Annotated in this window: 3 protein-coding genes; all 3 read right to left on the minus strand. The window is 43.4% G+C overall.

Annotated features, from left to right (window positions below):
• Positions 1-12: 12 nt before the first annotated feature.
• A complete protein-coding gene (locus Q5Y71_RS16270) occupies positions 13-1101 on the minus strand; it encodes a hypothetical protein (RefSeq protein ID WP_306043138.1) in 1089 nt (362 codons plus the stop codon).
• Positions 1102-1717: 616 nt separating this feature from the next.
• Positions 1718-3850 (minus strand): peptidase domain-containing ABC transporter, encoded by a 2133-nt coding sequence (locus tag Q5Y71_RS16275; protein ID WP_306043140.1) that lies wholly within the window; start codon positions 3848-3850, stop codon positions 1718-1720.
• Complete coding sequence (locus tag Q5Y71_RS16280; protein ID WP_306043139.1) at positions 3850-5097, minus strand: HlyD family secretion protein; 1248 nt, start codon at positions 5095-5097, stop codon at positions 3850-3852. Before Q5Y71_RS16280 ends, Q5Y71_RS16275 begins: the two co-directional genes overlap by 1 nt.
• Between the last annotated feature and the right edge of the window lie 192 nt (positions 5098-5289).

Genomic DNA, 5289 nt, shown 5'->3' on the forward strand with positions numbered 1-5289 from the left:
CTAAGGACTAAATTATTCTTTTGTTATAAAAGATTGGCCTCCTAATTTAGAAGTTTTTTGTAAATTAATAAATTCTTCAGATTTTTCAAATTCAATTAGATTTATTGAAGAATTAATTTTCATGCAGTTAAAATTTTTATCACCTGAAGATAGAAATGAACAAAAAATAGATAACATATTAAGCTTTTTTTCATCATCCTCTATCCATAGAAATTGTCCAGTGGCATTAGATTCTAAGAACCACCATTCTCCCATTTTATCAATAGAAAAATCAAGGCAAGAAAACGCCAGGCCAGCTCTTTCCATAAAGAGTATAATTTTATTTTTAATTTTTTCTGGAATAGTTACGCAAACAATGGACATTGGAGTATGATTGTGTTTTGGCCTCCAATCAACTGGAGGAGCTTCTAACTTGTTTTTATTAACAATTGCTACTGCAATCATCACTTTTCCCATAACAGTAACACGTACATCATGCAATTTATCTATGTATTCTTGAAGGATTAATGGAGAAGATTGAGCTATAAAGGCATCATTAAGATCGTCTATATTAATTTTTGTTGTGGCCGTCATATTAAGCGTGCGTTTTTCTTCAGAGTCCCATATATGCGGTAAAAAAGTCTTATAAATACAAGATGAAGAAAGCTGATTAATAAATTCTTTAGCTTCATCTTGATTATTGGTTATTATTGTCTTAGGGATAAGAAAATCACTATCAAAAGCGATGCGTAATTGCATTGCTTTTCTTTCCATTTGCCGTTGCGCCTTATAGGAATTCGCACACAACTTAACGTATTCAAAGCTATTAAGCAATCCATCAAAAGCCTCTTTGTACTCGTTAGTACAAAACTTTTTATCTAAATCACTAGTGTTTGGATGGATCTCTGGTAGAAGCGGGCGCCTTATCCAAACAGTGTCTGACTTATTAAGTTTGACTCCGCCTAAAACTATATCAAACTTAGGATATTTCATTGTCATGGATTGGCTCTGGCGATATCCCGGAGTCGCCCAAATATGACTGTGCAAACCAAGTTTTTTCAATCCCCAATGAACCGCTACAGAATGATAATCCCCTTCATTTCCAATAATATGCACCGTCATTACAATGATCCTTAATTAAAAACTTATTTACAACTACTAATTTTGCATACCTAAAAATAATAAGTATATTTTTAAATTTAATCCAGCAACTGGAGATTTATTTATTTAAACGCTAATAAACCACCAATTGCCAGAAATAATTACAGCTCTTCTTTTCTTACCAAAAAATTACTTTTAAGAATTTAGGGGAGAGGGCAACTAATATCTACTTCCGCATCAGTCCCTTGAGGTCCATAAGTGACTTTCGCAGTCGTAGTGCAAGCACCAGCGCTTACATTTTTTACTTCTTCAGTCGACAACTCTCTGGCTCCTTGGCGAGCAAGTACTCTAGATGAGCCATTTTTAATATTTAATGTATTCACGATATCATCTCCAAATTATTAATTTGATAAAAACATTATCTAGATTAGGTACAAGTAATATCTACTTCCGCATCAGTCCCTTGAGGTCCATAAGTGACTTTCGCAGTCGTAGTGCAAGCACCAGCGCTTACATTTTTTACTTCTTCAGTCGACAACTCTCTGGCTCCTTGGCGAGCAAGTACTCTAGATGAGCCATTTTCAGTATTTAATAGGTTCATTATATTATCTCCAAAGGATTATTAATAATCAGCAGTTTAATCTGCTATTAGCTGAATCTGCCTTCCCGCAGAAGAGACCGTTTCCGGTCTGTGGGCCACCAGTATTCTGGTAATATTGAGCTGTTGAATATGCTGGTTAACCAGAACTTCATTCGCCATATCCAGATGACTGGTGGCTTCGTCCATGAACAGGATGCGTGGCGCGCGGTATAGAGCGCGCGCCAATACAATTCTTTGTTTTTGTCCACCACTCAGACTAGTGCCCATATCGCCAACCAGTGTGTTGTACTGCATCGGCATGCGCAAAATTTCTTCATGTATACAGGCCATCTGAGCACAGTGAGTAACGCGCTCTAAATCCAGTTTGGGGTCAAAACAGGCAATATTGTCGGCCACTGTGCCCGCCATTAATTGATCGTCTTGCATAACAGCAGCAATTTGGCTGCGGTAACCAGGCGATTGGCTAAGTGGCAGGTCGTCGATTAGAATCTCCCCCTCTTTTGGTTTTAACAGGCCCATCAAACATTTCAGTAAAGTGGTTTTTCCACAACCACTGGGGCCGATAAGAGCCACGGTTTCACCCGGCTCAATAGTGAAGTTGAGGTTTTGAAAAACGGGCGCTTCGGCCTCACCATAGCGGTAGGTGAGATTACATACTGTAATTTTTCCTTGTAGCAGATTGTCATTTATGTCACTGTCAATCTCTGGTACGGCATGTTGATCAATAGTCTCTGCTTCGGTAAAAACAATGTCTGAAAGCCTCTCCAGATGCAAACCAAGCATTTTTAGTTCAATCCATTTAACAACCAGCGCATCCATGGAATCTACAAAGCGAGTCTTATAGCTTATAAAGGCATAGAGCATACCCACACTGAGAAGATTATCCATCACTGCACTAGCCGCAAAGTAAATTACCAGTAAGTTTTCGATGCCGAATAAGAGTTTATTGATGGTATCATAACTGATATTCCAGCGAGCAATACGAATATCTTTATTAATGGTATCGGCAAGGCGATTATGCCACTGCCCCTGACGATCATTCTCCCGTTGAAACAATTTTACAGTTTGAATGGCACGTACAGATTCCATAAAATGTGAGTCGTGCTTGGCCTGGGCAACGATACGCTCTTCGGTTAACAACCGCAGCGGTCGGTAGAGCAATAGGCGCAGTGCGGCATAAAGTAGAACTACTACAAGTACAATAAACGTCAACCAAATATCGTAGAAGAACATGGCTACCAGCGTAATCAAGGCCATAACACCATCGACAATGGCAGCGACCAAACCTGTGGTTAACAGTTCACGGACCTGATTGAGCGAGCCGAAGCGGGAAACCACGTCGCCCATATGGCGGGTGGAAAAATAGCTCATGGGCAGGCGAATCAAATGGCGAAAGAGATTGGAAGCCATCTGTATATTGAGGCGACTGGAGAGGTGTAAGATTACCCATTCCCGCAGGGCATTGGTTCCGGTTTGGATCAATAATAATAAGCCAAAGCCCAGCGCCAGCACCAGAAGCAGGTTGTTATCACTGCGCAGGATAACGTCGTCTACCACCGTCTGTATATAGAAGGGGGCAATAATGGCAAATAGCTGCAATAATAGAGACAATAGCAATACCTGAACTAAGCTGCGCTTGAGTCCGGTAATTCTTTGCCAGAAATTCCTTAAGCTGAGGGTTTGGCGGGGTTTATCGGTGACAAAATGCTCTGTCGGTGTCAACTCTAGGGCCACGCCAGTGAAATGCTGACCAAAGGTTTCGAGGTCCAGCCTTCGTTCGCCGATTGATGGGTCGTGAATTAGAATATGCTTGGGCTGCGCAGATTTTAAAACCACGAAATGATTCATATCCCAGTGCAGCACGCATGGCTTTTGTAGCTCGCCGAGATGTTCCAGGTCGAGGCGCAGCGCGCGACTGGTTAAGTGTAGGCGCCCGGCCATATCTATCAGGGTTTTGAGATTGGCTCCATGGTTGGAGATTGAGAAGCGCCGACGCAAACTGGCAAGATCACTTTCATAGCCATGGTAACTGGCGATCATTGCCAAGCAGGAGAGACCGCATTCGGCGGCTTCGGTCTGTAAAATTACCGGTAGGCGACGCTGGCCGCCGAAGTGTAACAGCCCTTCCGGGCGTACTGCAGGTGAAGGTTTTGCAACACTGGATTCCATCACAGGCGCCCCCGCAAACTATACAGAGGCTCAAACAACCACTGCAATAAACTGCGCTCCGCCAAACGAATATCAGCGGATAATGTCATTCCCGCTTTTAGGGCAAACTGTTTGCCGTAGGCCCTCACTTCAGACTGAGATAAGCGTGCGGTGACGCGGTATACAGGCTCGCTAATGGCAACCGGTACATCGCGCAGCTCATCTGGCAGTAGCACGGTATCGGAAACTTCTGTTACCACACCGTTATAGAGGCCGAATTTCTGGTAGGGAAAAGCATCGTAACGAATATTGACTGACTGACCGTTCCCCAAAAACCCCGCCGAGCGTACCGGGATCAGAAGCTGTACCACCAGGGATTCTCCCAATGGGGAAAGCGACAGTACCGGAAAGCTGCTGCGCACCTGCTGTCCCACCCACGCTTGCAGATTATTGACCACCCCCGATTTGGTCGCCTTAATCACATAAGCGCGCTGGCCGTGCAGCTCGGCTATTTGACGCGCAAGCTCGGATAACTGCCGTCGCACCTGGTCGGCGCGATTGGCGTATTCCTCTGGCAAACGCACTTGTTCGTTACGCAATTGCTGTTGCTGGTTTTGTAATTTGATCTGGTTGCGGATCATACCCTGGCGCTCGCTTCGCAGCTCTAGCTCCTTGGCAACCATCGAATCCAATTCCGATGTGGAAATATGTCCGCTATGTTGCAATTTTCTGTAGCGGGTTACCTGCTCATCAATAAGCTGATAACGTTGATCCAAGGTTTTTATTTGCGTTTTCAGCAAAGCTAAATCTTGCTGATTGGCGGCAATACGCTGCGCTATATCGAGGTGCTGTTGTCGGTAAAGTTTTTCTTCGCGCTTTAGTTCTTGCGTTAGCGTATCCTGCTGTTTCCCGTATTCTGCCAGCAGCAGTGTCTCCAGGTGCTGCCCATTTTCCAAAATACGATCACCATTCACAATCAGCAATGGCTGCCCCTCAACAACTTCCTCACCATCGTTCACCAAAACCTGTTTAATAATGCCATTGCGCTCTGCGTAGACTCGCACAACCCCCGAAGAGGGATACAACCAACCTAAAACGGTTTCCTTACGTGCATAATGGCTAGTCGTAAGCCAGGAAAGAGTCAACAAAACCCATAAGAGAAAAAAACCAAGAATTAATAGATGAGACAACTTGGGTAGCAGCAGGACTTCACCGTGTAGCCGGTCTGTTTGTCTCTGTATTACTTGTTGGCGAAATAAGGTTAACATACGGAATTTTTACTTTTTGTATACGGAGGGGTTATACCTCTGCACGCTGTATGTATGCAGTAAGCTTTGCTCTATATTGATTCGTGGATTAAACGTTAAAACGTATATCATTTATACAGCCTGCGCTGTCAAGTAATTCCGCACTAAATTCAACGGAGTTTTAAACTCTAATATTTTTCTTGGTAGGTTATT

The organism is Microbulbifer sp. 2205BS26-8 (genome assembly GCF_030731025.1).
In the GTDB taxonomy this organism is placed as follows: domain Bacteria; phylum Pseudomonadota; class Gammaproteobacteria; order Pseudomonadales; family Cellvibrionaceae; genus Microbulbifer; species Microbulbifer spongiae.